Origin of the sequence: Actinacidiphila sp. DG2A-62 (assembly GCF_035825295.1) — a bacterium.
GTDB lineage: Bacteria > Actinomycetota > Actinomycetes > Streptomycetales > Streptomycetaceae > Actinacidiphila.
Map to the genome: position 1 here is coordinate 485,627 of NZ_JAYMGI010000002.1, position 18,034 is coordinate 503,660.

Here is an 18,034-nt window from a genome sequence, read left to right on the forward strand (position 1 = left end):
GCGGTTTCGACGCGGGAGCAGTGGTCACCGTGCTTCCTCCTCGGTTCGGGCGGCGCGGACCGCCCAGCCCTTGACGGCGCGCGCGGCGGCCGCCTCGGCCTCGTCGGCCCGTGCGGCGTCGGCCCGGCCGAACAGCGCGTGCACCGCGGCCCGGTCGGCCCAGGCGGCCGCGCGCAGCAGCGGCGAGTCGGTGCGCATCGCGGCGTCCAGCGCCCGGCCGGCCAAGGCCAGGGCCGTGTCCTGCTCGCCGCGGTGGGCGGCCAGCCGGGCCTGGAGGCCGTACAGGTCGGCGGCGTCGGCGGCGGGCAGCGCGGCGCCCGCGGCGTCGTCGCCGAGCCGGCTCCACGCCTCCCCGGGCCGGCCGGCGTCGAGCAGCGCGCGGGCCCTGAACCGCCGGGTGGTTCGCCGCAGGGCGGTCGCGCCCACCGCTTCGGCGGCCTCGGCCGCCCGGTCCAGCAGGTCGGCGACGGTCTCCGGCCGGCCGGCCAGCGTCTCGACCTCCGCGGCGAACAGCGGCAGCGCCACCTCCGCCTCGGCGTAGCCGAGTTCGTCGGCGAGCCGCCGGGCGGTGGCCAGGCAGCGGCGGGCCTCGTCGAACGCCCCGTCGAGGGCGAGCAGCACCGCCAGCGGGCAGTTGAGCGTGACCCGGACGGTGGGGCGCGGGCCGCCGTGCTCGGCGAGCAGCGACCGGCAGCGGGCGACGGCGGCGGGCACCGGCACCGGTCCCCGCCACAGCGACACCGCCGTGGCGCCCAGCGCCTGGGCGCGTTCCGGCTCGGCGTCGGCGCGCACCGCGTCGGCGAGGGCGAGGGTGAGCAGCGCGTCGGCCTCGCCGTGGCGGCCCTGGAGCTGGCAGTCCTGGGCCATCCTGATCCTGCACCGGGCCTGGCCGAGGTCCGACCCGGCGGCGGCGAACACCGGCAGCAGGTCGCGGGCGGTGGTCGCCAGGTCCGCGAGGTCCGCGCCCTGGGCGGCGGCGAGCGCCAGCACGGCGAAGGCGTGTTCGACGTCGTCGACGCCGGCGGTGGACTCCGCCGCCTCCCCCAGCAGCGCGGCGCCGCGGTCGGCGTGCCCGCGGGCCAGCTCCACCTCGCCGAGCCGGCGCACCGCCCGGGTCCTGGTCGCCTCGCCGGGCCGGCCCAGCTCCACGGCCTTGGTGAGCAGTTCGGCGGCCCACGCGAGGTCGGAGCGGGCCAGCGCGCTGGACCCGGCCGACAGCAGCAGGTCGAGGGCGCGGCCGCGTATCTGCTCGGTGTGCGCGTCCAGCAGACCGAGTTCGGTGCGGTAGCGGTGGGCCAGTTCCAGGTGCCCGGCCGCCTTGGCGTCGCCGGCCGCGCGCACGGCGGGCAGGGCGGCGGCACGCTCGTGGCGCTCGGCGCGGACGCGTTTGGCCATCGACTGGTAGCACACCTCCTGGACGAGTCCGCTGCTGAAGCGGAAGGAAGCCGCGCCGGCGGCCGAGCGCCGCAGCGGACTGACCAGACGGCGGCGGCTGAGCTGTACGAGGGCGGCGCGGGCGCCCCGGCCGGCCCGGCCGGCTCCGGGAGGTACGTGCCACCGCCGGCCGTGGGGGCCGGCGCGTCGCCGGGCGGGGGCTCGGCGGCTGCCGCCGGGGGCTCGGCGGCTGCCGCCGGGGGCTCGGCGAGCGGGTCGTCGGCGATCAGCGCGTCGAGTTCGGCGACGGTGAACTCCCTGCCGAGCACCGCCGCCACGTCCAGCGCCGTGCGCTGCCCGCGGTCGAGCGCGCCGATGCGGGCGCCCAGCAGGGCCTGGAGGGTGGCGGGCAGTTCTCCCGCGCCGACCGGCTCGTCGAGGGCGGTGAGCAGTTGCTCCAGGTGCAGCGGGTTGCCCTCGGCGCGGCTGAGCAGGTCGTCGAGGACCGGGTCGCGGTGGGCGCTGACCTCGGTGAGGGCGGCGGCCATCACCTCCGCCTCGGCCGTGGACAGCCCGGACAGCGTCAGCGACCTGGCGCGCAGTCGGCCCGCGCCCCAGCCGGGGTGCCGGTCGAGCAGGTCCAGCCGGGCGGTGCACAGGAACAGCACGGCGGACCCGTCGAGTTCCTCCACCAGCCGGTCGAGCACGGAGAGCAGCAGTTCGCCGGCCCAGTGGCAGTCGTCGATCAGCAGCGCCACCGGGCGGGCCGCGGCGAGGACGGTGAACAGCGTGACCAGGGCCGAGCAGGTCTCGTCCACCGAGGGGTGGGGGGTGCCGTCCTGCAGCAGACCGACGGACAGAACGGCCATGGCCGCGTCCAGTTCCTCGCGTTCGGCCGGGTCGGTGACGCCGTACCGGTCGGCGACGCGGCCGGCGGCGCCGGTGCCCGCCGCGCCGGCCGCGGTCACCGCGTCGGCGACGTCGCCGAGGATCTGGCGCACCGCGTCGGCCAGCGGCGCGAGGCTGCCGTGCTCGCCGTAGGGGCGGCAGCGGCCGGTGCCGTGCGCCAGGCCCGCACCGGCCCGGTCCAGCCATTCGCGCACCAGCCGTGTCTTGCCGATGCCCGCCTCGCCGTAGACGGTGACGAGTTGGGAGCCGTCGCCGAGCGACACCGAGTGGTGGGCCAGGTCGATCTCGGCCAGCTCGCGGTCGCGGCCGATGAAGGGCACGTCGAAGCGGCGCATCAGCTCCGGGTCGTCCTCGCCCAGGTCGAGCAGCCGGTAGGCGGTCACGGCGTCGGTCTTGCCCTTGAGGCTGAGCGGGCCGACCGGCTCGGTCAGCGCGGCGGGCCCGGCCGCGGCGCGGGTGTCGGGGCCGATCAGGATCTCGCCGGCCGCGGCGTTCTGCTCCAGGCGTGCGGCGACGTTGACGGTCTCGCCGGAGACCAGGGCCTGCCGGGCGGAGGCGTCGGCGGCCGCAACCACCTCGCCGGTGTTGACGCCGATGCGGATGCTGAGCCGTACGCCCAGGGCGGCCTCCAGGCCGCGGTTGAGGTCGTCCAGCGCGCGGACCATGGCCAGCGCGGCGGCGCAGGCGCGCCGTGCGTCGTCCTCGTGGGTCACCGGGACGCCGAACACGGCCATCACCGCGTCTCCGATGAACTTCTCCACGGTGCCGCCGTGTGCCTCGATCTCGCGCCGCATCACGTCGAAGTACCGCAGGGTGACCGCGCGCAGGGTCTCAGGATCGAGCCGGCCGGACAGGGCGGTGGACCCGACCATGTCGCAGAAGACGAGGGTCACCCACTTGCGCTCCTCGGCCGCCGCGGCCGGGCCACCGGTGGCCGCGCCCGCGCCGGGCGTGCCGCAGGAGGGGCAGAACCGGGCGTCCGGCGGGACGGTGCCGCGGCAGTTCGCGCATTCCATGACGGTGTCCTTGCCTCGGGAGGTGCGGCGTCGGGGACGGGGCGGGGTGCGGGGGCCGCGCGGGGGGGTGCGGGGCGGGCGCGGGGCGGGCGCCAGGACCGCGGCGGGCCGGCCGCGCTCAGAACAGCGCGCCTCCGGCGATCTCGCTGTGCGCCTGCACCTCGGGGCCGACCGCGTCCAGTCGCTCCTTGATGTCGAGCAGCAGGGCCAGTTCCTCGGGCGCGAGGTCGACCAGCACCTGGCGCTGCTCCTCGGTCAGCAGCGCGACGGCGAATCCCCGCGCCTCAAGGTCGGCGAGGACGTCCTCGGGTTCGGTCATGGGGTGCCTCCTCGTGAGAGCGGTGCGGTGCGGCGGTCGGGGGCCGGGCCGACGGGGTCGGCGAGGTGTGCGAAAAGGCGCACCAGGGATCTGAGGGTGTGCAGGGCGCCGACGGTGACCGCGGTGGCCTGGGCGGGTGTCAGCGGCAGGGTGTCCAGCACCGCCTCCAGGTCCGCGGTGTGGCCGGCGTCCAGGGCGGCGTGCGCGTGGACCGTGCGCAGCGCCGCCGGCGGCAGCCCGGCCGTCGCGGCGAGCCGCGGGGCGAGCCAGCCGGCCGGGGCGTTGTGCTCCAGCGCCCACACGTAGCCGAGCAGGGCGACGGGGTGGTGGTGCTCGATCCAGTAGTACTGGGCCCCCGCCAGCTCGGCGACGGCCGGCAGCGGCTGGGCCGCCGCGGCTCGTGCGGGGTCCTCCCCCAGCGCCGCCAGGTCCTCCAGCAGCCAGGCGTCGTGGCCGAGTTCCTCCCGGGCGTGCGCCAGCAGGTAGCAGGCGAGCGGGGCCAGCACCGGGTCGTCCGGGGCGCCCTCGGCGCAGCGGCGGGCGCCGTGCCGCAGCAGCGGCACCGAGGCCCGTACCAGTTGGTGCATCACGGTCAGGTAGACCGGGTAGCGCTCGCGCAGCCCCCGCGGCGCCCACAGCGCCCGGCTGGCGGCGTCCAGCGCCGGCCGCACGAGCACCATGCGGGCGTGCAGGGCGCGCGAGAGCGGCGGTCCGGCGACGGTGGGGCGTCCCGCGCCGGGCGGCGTCATGCGGCGCCCGCGGGCGAGGGGGACGGCAGCGCGACCAGGTCGGCGTAGGGGGCGCAGCCGTGCCGCCGGACCAGCGCGACCGCGCCGGCCTCGTGCTGCGTGCGGCCGGCCTGCGCGTCGAGGAGCGCGCCGACCGCTCCGGAGGCGTCGCGTTCCGCCGCGGCCAGCAGGTCGGGGCGGTCGGCGAGCGCGCGGCAGGAGGCGCAGTAGCCGCCGGCGGCAGGCCCGGCCGTGGACTCGGCCGCGGGCTCGGCGCCGTGCCGGGCGGCGAGGTGCAGCGGGCCGACGGTACGCACCATGCGCAGCACCGGGGAGGCCAGGGCGCGGGCGCGGACCTCCGGCCAGCGGTCGGTGGCGATGTGGCCGAGCCGCAGGTGGGCCGGCGCGGGGCGGCGGTCCACCACGTCCTGGTTGCAGCAGGCCAGCACCGTGCCGTCGGGCGCGATCACCGGCCAGGCGGCCATCGCGCAGGGCAGCGCACGTCGGGGGTCGGGCTCCTGACCGGGGCCGGGGCCAGGGGCGAGTCCGACGCCGGGGCGGCGAGAGGCGGGACCGACGGCGGAGGCGGCGGAGGCGGCAGAGGCGGCAGAGGCGGCGATGGCGGAGACCGGCGCGGAGTCGCGTGCGGAGGCGCGTGCGGAGGCGGCGGGCGCGGCGGTGACCGTGGCGGGGCCGGCCCAGGCCGCGGCCCGGCCCACCGCGCGGGTGCGGTTGACGAGCATGGGCACCTGGTCGCCGAAGGCGCGGCGGACGGCCGCCGTCACGTCAGCGAGGTAGGGGTCGTCGGCGCCGGTGCCGGTGATGTGGAAGCTGACCGGGGTGCCGCCGTCGAGCACGGTGCGCACCGCGCGCAGCACGGCCTCGCGGGGCACCTCGCGTTCGTGGTGCGCGTCCAGGCTGGCCGAGAAGTGGTCCACCGCGGCGATCGCGGCGGCGATCCGGCGCGGGATGCGGCCGGGGTCGGCGCCGCGGACGAAGAACATGCCGCTGAGCAGTGCGGTGCGGAGCCGGCGGCGCGGGCGAGTCCGGCCAGCCGGGCGGTCAGGTTCGGCAGCAGCAGCGGTTCGCCGCCGGTGAGCATCACCACCTCCGGCGGCTGATCGCCGAGCCCGGCGAAGAAGCGCAGCAGCTCCGCGGCCTCCGGCTCCTCGGCGTCGGCGGTGGAGGAGCTGGAGCAGTGGGCGCAGCTGAGCGGGCAGCGGCGGGTGACGCTGACCAGCAGCCCGGCGCAGGGGACAGGGCGCAGGCCCACGAGTTCGTCGAGTCGCATGGTCCGCTCCTGCCTCCCCCGGTGTCCCGGTGCGACACCGCCGTCCGCTTCCCGGAGTGTCGGCGGCGCCGGTTGTCCGATGGGACAGCAACGGTTGACTTTCGGTATGTCCGCAGGTCACAGCGCGGCCCAGGCACGCCTCGCGGACCGCGGCGGTGCGGGCGGCGGGCCGCGCGGGACCGGCCGGGGCCGCGCGAGCTGCGGCTATACCGTCCTCATACCGACTGCGGGCGGCTTTCGGACCGGCGGTGCCTAACGTCACGGCAACGGCGCGAACCGGCGTCCCTCTCCCCAGGAGGCAGTCATGGCCGAGAACACCGAGAACGTTGAGCCGGACAACGAGACCGAGGCCCCCGAGGTCGAGGCGCACGGCGAGTCCGTCCTCGACCTGCAGGGCAAGGACGCCGACGGCGTCAGCCCGGTCGCGGGCGACTGCATCAGCCTGCTGAGCAAGACCTCCGCCTCGGCCTGACCTTCCGGTCGAGGCGCCCCTTCACCCTCTCGTCGCTCCACCATTTCCTTGGAGGCAGTCATGGCCGAGAACACCGACAACGTTGAGCCGGAGAACGAGACCGAGGCCCCCGAGGTCGAGGCGCACGGCGAGTCCGTCCTCGACCTGCAGGGCAAGGACGCCGACGGCGTCGCCCCGGTCTCGGGCGACTGCATCAGCCTGCTGAGCAAGGCGTCCGCCTCGGCGTGACGGCCGTTGTTCCCCGCCCGGGGCGGCACCCGCCAGGGGTGCCGCCCCGCAGCGTTTCCGGCCGCGGGCCGCGCTGTGAACCGTGCTGTGCACCACGCGAGTTGGCAAGGGATCGGTGATCACGTGAAGACGACGGCACAGGAGCCGCGGCCGGCCGGCGAGCCGAAACGGAGGTCGTCGCGGGAGTTCCGGCTGCTGTGGATCAGCGGGCTGCTGGCCTCCCTGAGCGCCCAGACCTCGTCGATCGCGCTGCCGCTGCTCATCCTGCGGCAGACCGGCTCGGCCACGCAGGCCGGGACGATCGGCACGGTCGCGGTCGGCGCCTCGCTGCTGACCATGCTGCCGGCCGGCGCGCTCGCCGACACGGTGGAGCGGCGGCGGCTGATGCTGTGGTGCGGCCTGGGCGGGGTGCTGACCGCCGGCGCGCTCGCCGCGGCCGTCGCGCGCGGGTCCGCGCCGATGCCGCTGGTGCTGCTGGTCGTGACGGCCGGCGCGGTGATCACCGGTCTGTACGGCTCGGCGGCGCTGGGCATGCTCCGCACGGTTGTCCCGGCCGACCAGCTCGGCACCGCCTCGTCCCGGCTGCAGGCGCGCGGCGCGGCCGCCCGGCTGGTCGGTCCGCTGCTGGGCGGTCTGCTGTTCAGCTGGCACACCTTCCTGCCGTTCGCCGCCGAGAGCGTCGGACTGGTGGCGTCGATGGCGTGCCTCGCGGCGATGCGGACCCGGTCCGCGCCTGCCGGGCGGCGCGGCGGCGGCTTCGACCGCAAGGAGTTGACCGCGGGGCTGACCTTCCTGTGGCGTGAGCCGTATCTGCGCACAGTGCTGCTGGTCTTCGGCATCGGCATGAACGCGGCGTTCGGCGCGATGACGTTCGCGGCGCTCGCGGTGTCCTCGGACGGGGGCAGGTCGGGCACCGGCAGCGGGTTCGTGGTGTCGCTGACCGCGGCCGGCTCGCTGGTGGGCGCGTTCCTGGCGCCGCGGGTACGGCCCGAGGAGCACGCCCGCTTCCTGGTCACCGCGACGTGCTGGGCATGCGCCGGCGCGGTGGCCGTGCTGATCGTCTTTCAGCAGCCGGTGGTGATCGGGTTGCTGACGGCGGTGTGCATCGCCTTCGCGTCGCTCGCCAACATCGGCTTCCTGACCACGCTGCTGCTGGTCACGCCCTCGGCGATGGTCGGCCGGGTGGAGAGCGCGGCCGGCTTCCTGTCCTCGCTGGTGCAGCCGCTCGGACCGGTGGCCGCGGGCGCCCTGATCACCGTGTGGGGCCCGTCGACCGCGTTCGGCGTGCTCGCGGTGGTCTTCGCGGTGTGCGCCGCCACGGTGACCTTCGCGCCGAGCATGCGGCACGCGCCGGCGGCGGTCGCGGACCCCGGCTCCTCCGACGTCCCCGACGTCTCCGGCTCCTCCGACGCCTCCGACGCCTCCGTCACGCCGGCCGCGGCGGCCTCCCCCGCAGCCGCGCCGGCCGGTCTCGTGGAAGGTGACGCGGCATGATGCGCGACCCGCAGACGACCCAGTTCTACTGCGTCGCCGACGACCTGTGGTTCGACACCCCGGCCCGGATGGCCGACGAGGACAGCCGCTTCGGGCCGGCGGCCGGCCCGGTCGCCGAGGGCTGGCGGCGCAGCGGCCAGGGCCTGTGGTCGGTGCACCTGCCCGAGGACCGCACCCTGCCGGAGCAGGGCTGGAAGATCCACGTCTCGGCGCTGCCGGGCGACGCCGAGGACACGCTGTCCGTGGTCGCGCGGGTGTGCCTGCGCGACCACGTCCCGTTCAAGTTCCTGCGCAGCCGGGCCGCGCTGGCGTTCGCCAACGACAAGTACATGCCGCGTTCGGGCAGCGGCAAGTTCATCACCGTGTACCCCGCGCACGAGGCGGAGTTCGAGGCGGTGGCCACCGAGCTGGCGGACCGGCTGGCCGGGCGGGACGCCCCGTACGTGCTCAGCGACCTGCGGATCGGCGCGGGACCGGTGTTCGCGCGGTACGGCGCCTTCGTCGACCTGTGGTGCAGGGACGACTCGGGCGCCGAGGTTCCGGCGCTGCGCGATCCGTCGGGGCGGCTGGTGCCGGACGAGCGCGACGCGGTGTTCCGCACGCCGCGGTGGCTGCCGCTGCCCGGCTGGCTGGGCCCGCACCTGGCGGCCCGCGCGGCGGCCCACGACCCCTCGTTCCCCTACACGGTGCGCCGCGCGCTGCACTTCTCCAACGCGGGCGGCATCTACCTGGCCGAGCACAAATCCACCGGCGAGACGGTGGTGCTCCGCGAGGCCAGGCCGCACAGCGGGCTGGACGCGGCGGGCGCCGACGCGGTGCGCCGGCTGCGCCGGGAGCACGCGGCGCTGGAGCGACTGGCCGGGGTGCCGGGCGTGCCCCGGGTGTACGGCATCCACCAGGTGTGGGAGCACGTGTTCCTGGTGGAGGAGCACATCGAGGGCGAACGGCTGCTGGAGGCGGTCATCGCCCGCAACCCGGTGGTGTGGACGAACGCCTCCGCCGAGGACATGGCCGGGTACGCGCGCTGGGCCGGCACGGTCGTCGACGGCCTGGAACGGCTGCTCGCGCGGATCCACGCGCGCGGCATGCGCTTCGGCGACCTGCACCCCGGCAATGTGATCGTGCGGCCCGACGGCTCGGTCGCCCTGGTCGACTTCGAGTACGCCGCCGACCTGGCCGACCGCAGCACGCCGTGGGCGGGCGCACCGGGTTTCAGCGCGCCGCCCGGCGCCGATCCGGTCGACGTGGACCGGTACGGGCTGTGGTCGACCTGGCTGATGATGCTGCTGCCGCTGACCGAGATGCTGGACCACGACCCGTCCCGGGCCGAGCTGCTGACCTCGGTCGCCGAGCACCTGTTCGGGCTCCCCCGGGGTCGGCGCCGCGGCGCCCCGGGCACGCCGCGCCCGTCCGTCCCGCCGCGACGGCGCGCTCCGCCACCGGCGGCGGGGTGCGGGTCGGCGGGGCGACGGCCGAGCCGGTGGCAGGCGGCCGGGCCGGCGGGGCGGTGGCAGGCGGCCGGACCGCCCGGCGCCGCCCGCTCCGCCCCGAGGGGGTGCCGGGCACATGGCCGCTCCTGCGGGACGGCCTGGTCGCGGGGGTGCACGCGAGCGCCGGGACGAGCCGCGACGACCGGCTGTTCCCCGGCGACCCCGAGGTGTTCCGCACCGGCGGGCACACGCTGGCGCACGGCGCGGCGGGGGTGCTGCTGGCGCTGGACGCCGTGGGCGAGCCGGTCCCGCAGAGGTACGGCGACTGGCTGGTGGACGCCGCGCGGCGGGCCAGGCCGGATCAGGCGGGCGGGCTGTTCGACGGGTTGTTCGGCCCCGCGGTGGTGCTGGCCCGGCTGGGCCGCCTGGACGACGGTCTCGCCCTGCTGCGGCGGGCGCTGGACGGACCGCCGCCGCGGGCCGGCGGGCTGCACTCGGGCGCCGCGGGGATCGGCCTGGCGCTGTGCCACTTCGCCGAGCTGACCGGCTCGGACGAGTGGCTGGAGCGGGCCGTGCGGCTGGCCGACGGGCCGGCCGCGGCCGGGGCGGGCGAGCCGGAGGCCGGGCTGGTCCGGGGCAGGACGGGCGACGCGGTACTGCGCCTGCGGCTGTACGGGACCGACGGGGAGCGGCGGCACCTGACCGCGGCCAGGGCGGCGCTGGCGGCCGACCTGGCGGCGTGCGTGGCGATGCGCGACGGCACCCGGCAGGTCAAACGCGGCCACCGCCACCTGCTGTACCTGGACGGCGGCAGCGCGGGCATCGCGCTGGCGGCGCGGCGTCTGCTGGAGGTGTCGGGCGAGGACGACCCGGAGCTGGAGGCGTTCGCGGCAGCGGTGCTGCCCGGCTGCGATCCGCGGTTCGTGCGCGAGCCGGGCCTGTTGCAGGGCCGCGCGGGACTGCTCGCGACCCTGGCCGCGCTGTGCCCCCCGCAGGAGCGTGCCCGGCGCGTGGAGCGCCAGGTCGAACGCCTCACCTGGCACCTGGTCGCCCGCGACGGCGGCCTTCTCGTCCCCGGCGACCGCCTGCGCCGCTTCTCGGCGGACCTGGCCACCGGCTCCGCGGGCGTCCTGCTCGCGCTCGCCGCCGCCCACACCCCGTCCGCCTCCCCCGCCGAGGCCCTGATCGACCTGCTCACCGCGCGCCCTGCTCCGGCGGCCCGCTCGGTGGAGCCCGCGGTTCGGTGACCGGCGTCCGCCGGCCCGTGCGCAGGTGTGCCCACGAGCCGGCGGACGCCGTCGTTCCGACGGCCGGGCGGCCGGAGGTCAGACGGCCGCGGCGCCGCGTTCCGCGAGGGCGGTCTCGCGCAGGAAGGCGTAGGCGAGCAGGGGGATCTCGTAGAGCGCGGCGTGGGAGGTGACCTCGCGGTCGGGCGACTGGAGGGCGCCGGCGTCGATGAGGGACTCCAGGAGGCGGCAGGCCGCGTCGTCGCCGCAGCCGAGGACGCCGGCGGCGTCGCGGAGGGTGAAGACCGGCGCGGGCAGGGAGCCCAGCCGCCGCAGCACCGTGCGGTGCTCGTCGGCCAGGTCGCGCCAGGCGGCCTCGACGGCGCTGCGGACGGCGACGTCGCCCGCGGTGAGTTCGCCGAGGCGGGTGGCCGGATCGGCCAGCCGGGCGGCGAACTCGCGCAGCGGCAGGTACCGCAGCGCGGACAGCTTCAGGCCGCTGACCCGCACCGCGAGCGGCACGCAGCCGGTGGCGGCCACGATCCGCTCGACCGAGGCGGGGTCCGCGTCGGCGCGTTCCTCGCCGATGATCCGGGCCAGCAGGGTACGGGCCTGGTCGGGTGCGAGCGCGGGCACGTCGAGCTGACGGGCGGCTTCGAGGCCGGCCAGCCGGGAGCGGGACGTGACCAGGACCGCGCACTTGCCGCCGCCCGGCACCAGCGGGCGGACGCTCGCCTCGTCGACGGCGTCGTCGAGGACCAGGAGGGCGCGCCGGTCGGCGAACCACGCCTGCCAGCGGGCCGCCCCGACGTGGGGGTCGGTGACGGCCCCGTCGGTACAGCCGGTGAGCCGGTCGAGTTCGGCGAGCACGTCGGGCCAGGTGCGCGGCCTGCCGTCCTCGCCGCGCATCCGCACGAAGAGCACGCCGCCCGGCCACCGGTCCGCCAGCTTGCGGGCGCTGTGGACGGCGAAGGTGGTCTTGCCGACGCCGACCGGGCCGGTGATCACCACCACGGGTGCGCCCTCGCGTTCCAGCATCCGGGTCAGCTGGGCGCTCTGCTGCTCGCGGCCGACGAAGTCGTGCGGCAGGTGCGGCAGGACGCTGCGGACGGCTGTCCCGCCCGCGGCGGTCGCGGGCGCGGCGGAGGGCGGCGGCGCGGCCTCTTCGCCTGCGAGCATGGAGCGGAAGAGGTTCTGCAGCAACGGGCTCGGCTGCAGGCCCAGGTCGGAGGCGAGGGACTGGCGCAGGCTCTCGTACGCGGCGAACCCCTCGCTCTGCCGGCCCAACCGGTACAGGGCCCGCATCTGGACGGCGCGCAGCCGTTCGCGGTGCGGGAAGCGCTCGGTGAGGACGCCGATGTTCTCGGCCACGCCGGCGGCGTTGCCCAGGGCCAGTTCGGCCTCCGCCCAGTCCTCGTAGGCGTGCAGGTACCGGGCGTCGTAGTGCTCCGCCTCCGCGGCGAGGATCTCCGAGGCGCGCAGGTCGGCGAGGGCCGGGCCCTGCCACAGCTCCAGCGCTCGGCGCAGGTGCCGGGCCGCCGCGGCGGTGGAGCCGGCGGCGACGGCGGTGCGGCCGGCCCGCACCGACTGCTGGAAGCGCAGCAGGTCCAGTTCACCGGGGGCCAGCCGCAGCGAGTAGCCGCCGAGCGCGTGCTCGAAGCGGTCGCCGGCGCTCACCGCGTTCAGGATCTTGCGCAGCGCGGCCACGTACACCTGGAGGTTCTTGCGCGCGGACCGCGGTGGGTGGTCGCCCCACACGGTCTCGGTCAACCGCTCGGTCGACACGATGCTGTTGGCCCGGCACAGCAGGAGCGCCAGGACCAGCCGCTGCTTGAGCGGTCCCAGGGGGACCGGCGTTCCGCCCGCCTCAAGGGAGAGGGGGCCGAGAACGGAGAACCGGAAGGCGACCGGTTCCGGGGTTGAGTCGAGACCCTGCACTGTTCCCCTCCGTGCGACGACGCGCGTAGACAGCGGTGCCCGCACGGCCCGGCCCCCGTGTTCCGGACCCGGCGTCTCCCCGTGCCGCCGACGCGTACCGACTGAATACCTACGGAATGAAGCGATCCGGCTACGGATCGGTACACCTTCACCGACACACGGACACCGCGTCAACCACGCCCCCACCTGCCCGATTCATGCCGTCGGCACTCGGCGCGGCACTGTCGTCACACGGACACCTCCCGCCCCTGGGATGGCGGCGCCAGAGGCCGCCCGCGACGACGAAAGCGGACATAACCGCCGCGTCGACTTTCTTGCCGCGCCGGGCGGACACGACGGGCGTACCCCCTTTCGGGGGTGTCGCCCCGGCTGTCCGCGCATACCGCTGCGGCAGCCGGAACCCGCCGCCGGGGGCGGGCGGACACCGCCGCCCGCCCCCGGGCGGTCACCTGTCGCCCTCCCGCGCGGGCACGGACCGCGCCGGGCCGACCGGCGCGAGCGGCGTCTTCTCCCCGGCCTCGACGGCGATCGGCAGCCGGTTCTCGGCCGGCGGCAGCGGGCAGGTGGCCAGGTCGGTGTAGGCGCACGGCAGGTTGACGGCCCGGTTGAAGTCGACGAGCACCCGGCCGTCCGGGTCGGGCGGGGCGACGAAGACCGTGCGGTTGGCGGCGTACGTGGTCACGCCGGAGGTGGCGTCGGTGAGCAGCAGCATCAGGCTGCCGGGCGTCTTGCCGTTGAACGCGGTGAGCCGGTGGGTCGCGCCGTCCACCTCGAACTCGACGTAGCCGGGCGCGTCGTAGACGTGCTGGAGGCCCTCGACGGCCGCGCCGACCGTGGTGGGCCTCGGCGTGTCGAACGGCACGTAGCGGCCGGGCCTGGCCCAGCGCGGGTCGGGCGCGTAGGCGGGGGTGCCGGTGTAGGCGGCGAGCAGCGGGTTCCGCGGGTGGCGCGGGCGCAGGATGAAGTGGCCGCCGCGCCGGGCGACCTCGATCACCGCGTCGCCGGCCGCGGGGAACAGGCTGCCGCGCTCCTCGATCGGGCCGAACACGTGGCGGCCGGTCAGCACCCGCCCGTCGAAGACGAGTTCCTCGCCGTCGGCCAGGGCCACCGCGACGCCGTCCCCCGGCGCGGTCGACCACGCGCCGGGCGCGTCGTCGAAGCGGGCGGGCTCGGCGTCCAGCCAGTGCAGGGAGGTGATGGCGAGGAAGCCGTGCCGGCCGGCCCGCACCGCCTCGTGCCGCGCGTGCCAGGTCTCCCACTCGGCGGCGAAGGCGGCGAGGTCGCCCGGCACGTCGGGGGTCCCGGCGGGGTCAGCGGCTGCGGGCGTGTGGGCGGGCGCGGATGCGGACGTGGAGGCCGACGTGGATGCGGGCGCGGTCATGGCGTCTCCTCGGTTCCGGTACGGCGCGCGGGGCGCGCGAGGGGCGGTGCGGGAAGGTCCTGCGGCGGTATCGCCTCGGCCTCCTCCAGCCGGCGGAAGCGGCTGCCGTGGAAGACCAGCGGGGCCACCGCGCGGTCGGCGCCGAGCGCGTGCACGCGCAGCACCACGATGTCGTGGTCGCCGGCCCGCACCTGCTGCTCGACGCTGGTGTCGAACCAGGCGGCGGCGCCGTCCAGGAGCACCGCGCCGTCGTCCGTGGCGTACCAGTCGAGACCGGCGAAGCGGTCGCCGGAGCGGGAGGCGAGCTGCGCGCAGGCGCGTTCCTGGCCGGCGCCGAGCACGGTGACGCCGAGCCGGGCGCGGTCGGCGAGCAGCGGCCAGGTGGTCGAGGTGTGGGCGATGCAGACCGACAGCAGCGGCGGCTGGAGCGAGACGGAGGTGAAGGAGTTCGCGGCGAGTCCCGCCGGCTCGCCGTCCACCAGGGCGGCGATCGCGGTCACTCCGGTCGGGAACGCGCCGAAGACGCGGCGCAGTTCGGCCGGCGACAGCGGGTGCCGGCCGCCGGTGGCGACCGGGACGGCCGCGGGGCGCAGCGCCCGGGCGCGGGACAGGGAGTACGTCGGCGGCGGCAGCGAGGGAGGTTCGGAAGCGGCGGCGGAGGTGGATCGGGACACAGGCGTGACGCCTCCTGCTCGAAGGGGCGTTCGGCGCGGCGTCGCGGCGCGGGCAGGCCGAACGGGGCCCGTCCCGGGCACAGGGTCCCGGTGGGCGGCGGACGAGGGGCGGGAGGGAGGAGAGCGGGCGCGCGGCCGGTCCGGGGTCAGCCGCCGGGGTCCGGCGGGGGTCGGGGGTACGGGCCCGGTGCGGCGGAGTGCCGCGCGTGCGGGGGCGGTGCGGCGTGGCTCTCAGCGGCCCGGACACAGGGCGCCGGCGACGCGGCGGAAGTCGATGTGCCGCCGCCGGGAGAACAACGCGGGGGCGGGAAGCGGGAGTTCGACGGTGTCGTGCACGGCGTCCCCTCCCCCTCGTGTCGTCCGGTCCGCCCGGCTCGCGCCGCCAGGACCGTGCTCGGGCACACTCATGACCTGCGCTTCACCGTAACTCCGCCGCCCGCTCGCGCACAATGCCGTCCCGAAGTGACCTTTGTCGCCGCCGCTTTCACCGCCGCCGCCGCTTTCGCCGCCGTCACGACCGCCGTGGCCGCCGTCACGACCGCCGTGGCCGCCGTCGCCGTCGCCGGTCATCGGCGCAGCGCCAGCCGGGCCAGCCAGTTGCCGAGGAACTGCCCGGCCTGCACGATGACGACGATCGTGGCGACGGTGATGTAGACGACCGGCCAGTTGTAGCGCTGCGAGCCGTAGGTGATCGCGAAGTCGCCGAGGCCCCCGCCGCCGAACAGGCCGGCCTGCGCGGACATGTCGACCACCGCGACGAAGATGAAGGTGTAGCCGAGGACCAGCGGGCCGAGCGCCTCCGCAATCAGCACCGTGACCAGGATGCCGACCGGCCGCGCCCCGGTCGCGCGGGCGGCCTCCACCACCCCGGGGTCGACGGTGAGCAGGTTCTGCTCGACGATCCGGCTGATCGCGAACGCCGCCGACAGCGACAGCGCGAAGGTGACCGCGTCGGTGCCGATCGTGGTGCCGATGGTGTGCAGCATCAGCGGCTGGATGGCGGTGATGAAGATGACGAACGGGACCGGCCGGACCACGTTGACCAGGATGTTGACGGCGACGAACACCGCGCGGTTGCCGAGCAGGTTGCCCGGCCGGGTGGCGTAGAGCACCAGCCCGAGAGCCAGTCCCAGCACGCCGCCGGCCGCGAGCGAGACGCCGACGATGAAGAAGGTCTGCCGGATCGCCTCGCGGTAGACCGGCAGGTTGGTGACGAACTCGTGCATCTCAGGACTCCTCCTCGACCAGGTCGACGCCGTCGCCGCGCAGCGCCGCGAGCGCGGCGTCCACCGCGCCCTCCGGGCCGGTGAGGGCGAAGGTCAGGCTGCCCACCGGCCGTTCCTGCAGCTCGCTGATGCCGCCGAACACGATGTCCGCGGCCACCCGGTGGTCCAGGAAGGTGCGGGCCAGCCGGGTCTGGAAGCCGCCCTCGTCGCGCACCCGGACGGTGATCAGCCGCCCGGGATGGCGGGCGCGCAGCCGGGCGAGCGTCTCCGGCGACGGCCGGTCGCGCAGCGTGGTGCGGACGAAGCGGGCCGCGGCCTCGGTGCGCGACCGGGCGAAGACGTCGTAGGCGCTGCCGGTCTCGGCCACCCGGCCGGAGTCCAGCACCGCGACCCGGTCGGCGGCCGAGCGGATCACGTCCAGCTCGTGGGTGATGATCACGACGGTCACCCCGAGGTCGCGGTTGACCTGGCGCAGCAGCGCCAGCACCTCGGCCGTGGTCTCCGGGTCGAGCGCGCTGGTCGCCTCGTCGGCGAGCAGCAGCGACGGCTCGGTGGCCAGCGCGCGGGCGATCCCGACCCGCTGCTTCTGGCCGCCGGACAGCCGCTCGGGATGGTCGTGGGCGCGGTCGAGCAGCCCGACGAAGTCCAGCAGCCGGGCCACCCGGCGGTCCCGTTCGGGCTGCCGCACCCCGGCGACCTTCAGCGGGTAGGCGACGTTGCCGGCGACCGTGCGCGACCGGAACAGGTTGAACTGCTGGAAGACCATGCCGATGTCGCGCCGCACCTCGCGTCGGCCGCGCTCGCCGAGCGCGGTCAGCTCGTGCGGTCCGACGTGCACCCGGCCGGTGGTGGGCGTCTCCAGACCGTTGATCAGCCGCACCAGGGTGCTCTTGCCGGCGCCCGAGTGGCCGATCACGCCGAACACCTCGCCGCGGCGTATCTCCAGATTGACGTCGTCGAGCGCCACGTGCGGTGCGGCCCGGCGGCCCCGGCCGGGGAAGGTCTTGCCGACGTGCTCGAAGCGCACGTGCGCCTGCGGCGGCGCTGCCGGGGGCGGGCTCGGCGCGGGCTTGCTCTGGGCGGACATCGGCTCCTCGTGGGGGTCGCTGGGGCGCGGGGCGGGACTCCGGGACTCCGGGGCACCGGGTCGCGGGGTCACCGGGTCGCGGGGTCACCGGGTCGCGGATCTGCGGCACGCGGGATCTCGGCGCACGGGATCCGCGGCTCACGGGCGGGGGCGGGGGCGGGCGGCGCGGCGGGGGCTTCCGCGGGCGCGCCGCCCGGACCGACCCGGGCCGGCGCGGCGGCTACTTCTTCGCCGCCCGCGCCTGCTGCTCGACGGTGGCCAGCTCGGCCTGAAGCTGCTGCGCGCCGGTGCTGCGGAAGACGGCCGTGCCGCCGTTGGCCTGCTGGACGCCCTTCTCCACGGCGGGGTCGTGGTAGAGGGCGGCGAGCTTGAGGTAGGTCGGGTCGTGCACGTCGGCCTTGCGGGCGGTGAAGATGTTCACGTAGGGCGCGGCGCTGGCGCCCGCCGGGTCGTCCTGGAAGATCGCCTTCGAGGTGGGGAGCTTGGCGCTGGTGGCGTAGTTGTTGTTGACGATCGCGGCGGCCACCGAGCCGTTCTGCAGCGCCGCCGCGGTCTGCGAGGCGTCGAGCGTGGTGACGTCGACCGTGTGCGTCACGATGTCGGCGGTGGTGGAGAACGCGGAGCCGCCGTCCTTCAGGGTGAGCCGGCCTGCCGCCTGGAGCACCAGCAGGCCGCGGGCCTCGTTGATGGCGTCGTTGGGGATGGCGACCTTCGCGCCGTCGGGCAGCGCGTCCGGGGAGGCGTACTTCAGCGAGTACAGCGGCAGCGGGTAGACCGCGGTGGCGCCGATCGGCTGGAGGTCGTCGTGCGCGGTGACGTTGTAGTTCGCCAGGTACTGGATGTGCTGGAACTCGTTGAGATCCAGCTGCTTCTCCTTCAGCGCCGGGTTGGGCTGGCTGTAGTCGTTGAAGTTCACGAACCTCACGGTGACGTCCAGTCGGTCCTTCGCCAGCTTCGCGTAGGTCTTCCAGTACGGCTGGGAGGCGTCGACGACGCCTATCCGCACCGTCGTCGACCCGTCGGAGCCGCCGCCGAGCGACAGGACGAGCGCGACCACGACCGCGGCGACGACCACCACCGCGCCCGACACGATCCACGGCAGCCTGCGCCGGCCGGAGCCGCGCCGCGGCAGCTGCGGCTCCCGCGGGTCCCGCGGCTCCCCTGGGGACGGCTCGCGGCTCTCGGGCGACGGGGACGACTCGGACATGACACATACCTCCGGGTGTGGGGCGGGGGGGTGC

General features: G+C 76.3%; 15 protein-coding genes and 2 pseudogenes. 4 read left to right on the plus strand and 13 right to left on the minus strand.

The genetic code is table 11. From position 1 onward, the window contains the following. Positions 1–24 precede the first annotated feature (24 nt). From VSR01_RS02580 to VSR01_RS02605, 6 genes and pseudogenes are all read right to left on the minus strand, one after another. A complete protein-coding gene (locus VSR01_RS02580; RefSeq protein WP_326447662.1) occupies positions 25–1,395 on the minus strand; it encodes a hypothetical protein in 1,371 nt (456 codons plus the stop codon). Positions 1,396–2,096: 701 nt separating this feature from the next. Next, positions 2,097–3,299 (minus strand): annotated as a pseudogene (locus VSR01_RS02585) (adenylate/guanylate cyclase domain-containing protein); the annotation flags it as partial. A 118-nt stretch (positions 3,300–3,417) separates the two neighbouring features. Then, positions 3,418–3,618, minus strand: a complete 201-nt coding sequence (locus tag VSR01_RS02590) for an aroma-sacti cluster domain-containing protein (protein ID WP_326447663.1) — start codon at positions 3,616–3,618, stop codon at positions 3,418–3,420. Continuing rightward, positions 3,615–4,367, minus strand: a complete 753-nt coding sequence (locus tag VSR01_RS02595) for an iron-containing redox enzyme family protein (protein ID WP_326447664.1) — start codon at positions 4,365–4,367, stop codon at positions 3,615–3,617. Before VSR01_RS02595 ends, VSR01_RS02590 begins: the two co-directional genes overlap by 4 nt. After that, on the minus strand, positions 4,364–5,350 hold the full coding sequence (locus VSR01_RS02600; protein WP_326447665.1) for a radical SAM protein: 987 nt from the start codon (positions 5,348–5,350) through the stop codon (positions 4,364–4,366). Before VSR01_RS02600 ends, VSR01_RS02595 begins: the two co-directional genes overlap by 4 nt. Before the next feature lie 86 nt (positions 5,351–5,436). Continuing rightward, positions 5,437–5,637: pseudogene (locus tag VSR01_RS02605) on the minus strand (radical SAM protein); the annotation flags it as partial. Between the two features lie 304 nt (positions 5,638–5,941). Here VSR01_RS02605 and VSR01_RS02610 point away from each other — a divergent pair. The 4 genes from VSR01_RS02610 (at position 5,942) to lanKC (ending at position 9,804) form a co-directional block, all read left to right on the plus strand. Beyond that, a complete protein-coding gene (locus VSR01_RS02610; protein ID WP_326447666.1) occupies positions 5,942–6,109 on the plus strand; it encodes a hypothetical protein in 168 nt (55 codons plus the stop codon). A gap of 60 nt (positions 6,110–6,169) precedes the next feature. Next, on the plus strand, positions 6,170–6,337 hold the full coding sequence (locus VSR01_RS02615; protein ID WP_326447667.1) for a hypothetical protein: 168 nt from the start codon (positions 6,170–6,172) through the stop codon (positions 6,335–6,337). 123 nt (positions 6,338–6,460) lie between these two features. Next, positions 6,461–7,831 (plus strand): MFS transporter, encoded by a 1,371-nt coding sequence (locus VSR01_RS02620; protein WP_326447668.1) that lies wholly within the window; start codon positions 6,461–6,463, stop codon positions 7,829–7,831. Continuing rightward, complete coding sequence (gene lanKC, locus VSR01_RS02625) at positions 7,828–9,804, plus strand: class III lanthionine synthetase LanKC (protein WP_326447669.1); 1,977 nt, start codon at positions 7,828–7,830, stop codon at positions 9,802–9,804. Before VSR01_RS02620 ends, lanKC begins: the two co-directional genes overlap by 4 nt. A 782-nt stretch (positions 9,805–10,586) precedes the next feature. Here lanKC and VSR01_RS02630 read toward each other — a convergent pair. The 7 genes from VSR01_RS02630 to VSR01_RS02660 form a co-directional block, all read right to left on the minus strand. Next, positions 10,587–12,425 (minus strand): AfsR/SARP family transcriptional regulator, encoded by a 1,839-nt coding sequence (locus VSR01_RS02630; RefSeq protein WP_326447670.1) that lies wholly within the window; start codon positions 12,423–12,425, stop codon positions 10,587–10,589. A 445-nt stretch (positions 12,426–12,870) separates the two neighbouring features. Continuing rightward, positions 12,871–13,806, minus strand: coding sequence for a DUF1684 domain-containing protein (locus tag VSR01_RS02635; RefSeq protein WP_326447671.1), 936 nt, complete (start codon positions 13,804–13,806; stop codon positions 12,871–12,873). Next, complete coding sequence (locus VSR01_RS02640; RefSeq protein ID WP_326447672.1) at positions 13,803–14,480, minus strand: flavin reductase family protein; 678 nt, start codon at positions 14,478–14,480, stop codon at positions 13,803–13,805. Before VSR01_RS02640 ends, VSR01_RS02635 begins: the two co-directional genes overlap by 4 nt. A 231-nt stretch (positions 14,481–14,711) precedes the next feature. Continuing rightward, on the minus strand, positions 14,712–15,050 hold the full coding sequence (locus VSR01_RS02645) for a hypothetical protein (RefSeq protein WP_326447673.1): 339 nt from the start codon (positions 15,048–15,050) through the stop codon (positions 14,712–14,714). Then, complete coding sequence (locus tag VSR01_RS02650; RefSeq protein ID WP_326447674.1) at positions 15,047–15,706, minus strand: methionine ABC transporter permease; 660 nt, start codon at positions 15,704–15,706, stop codon at positions 15,047–15,049. The genes VSR01_RS02645 and VSR01_RS02650 overlap by 4 nt, the downstream gene beginning before the upstream one ends. 1 nt (position 15,707) lies before the next feature. Then, positions 15,708–16,793, minus strand: a complete 1,086-nt coding sequence (locus tag VSR01_RS02655; protein ID WP_326447675.1) for a methionine ABC transporter ATP-binding protein — start codon at positions 16,791–16,793, stop codon at positions 15,708–15,710. 220 nt (positions 16,794–17,013) lie between these two features. Further along, positions 17,014–18,000: a MetQ/NlpA family ABC transporter substrate-binding protein gene (locus VSR01_RS02660; RefSeq protein ID WP_326447676.1), complete on the minus strand. Its 987-nt coding sequence runs from the start codon at positions 17,998–18,000 to the stop codon at positions 17,014–17,016. Positions 18,001–18,034: the final 34 nt, after the last annotated feature.